Origin of the sequence: Acinetobacter sp. AL9, from assembly GCF_041464035.1 — a bacterium.
In the GTDB taxonomy this organism is placed as follows: Bacteria; Pseudomonadota; Gammaproteobacteria; order Pseudomonadales; family Moraxellaceae; genus Acinetobacter; species Acinetobacter towneri.
Genome location: NZ_JAYFSK010000208.1, coordinates 1 through 306 on the forward strand (window position 1 = coordinate 1; position 306 = coordinate 306).

Below are 306 nucleotides of genomic sequence, written 5' to 3' on the forward strand. Positions count from 1 at the left end.
GCAGTTTTTCACTGACATCTTCGCCGATACGACGGAGTTGGCAGCCACAAGCACATTGGGTTGATGCAGGTTCATGCTCAATACGGATGGTGTGTAGATGATCTGGCAGTGGTCGACGTTTAGGTTTGTTGACTGTTGCTTTGTGTGTCGCTGCATTGGTTTTATCTGCATTTAGCCGCTCCAGTTCTAGATCAACCGCGGCAATATCTTCTTCAACCGCTTCATCCCACAGATGGATTTGTTTTGCAGTGAGATGTTCGTTTTTACTGCCGAATTTGTGCTGTTTAAATAGTGCGAGTTCATGCT

1 pseudogene is annotated in these 306 nt (G+C 46.1%); it reads right to left on the reverse strand.

The annotated features are described in order from the left end of the window. Positions 1–306: pseudogene (locus ACEO2X_RS14355) on the reverse strand (IS66 family transposase); the annotation flags it as partial.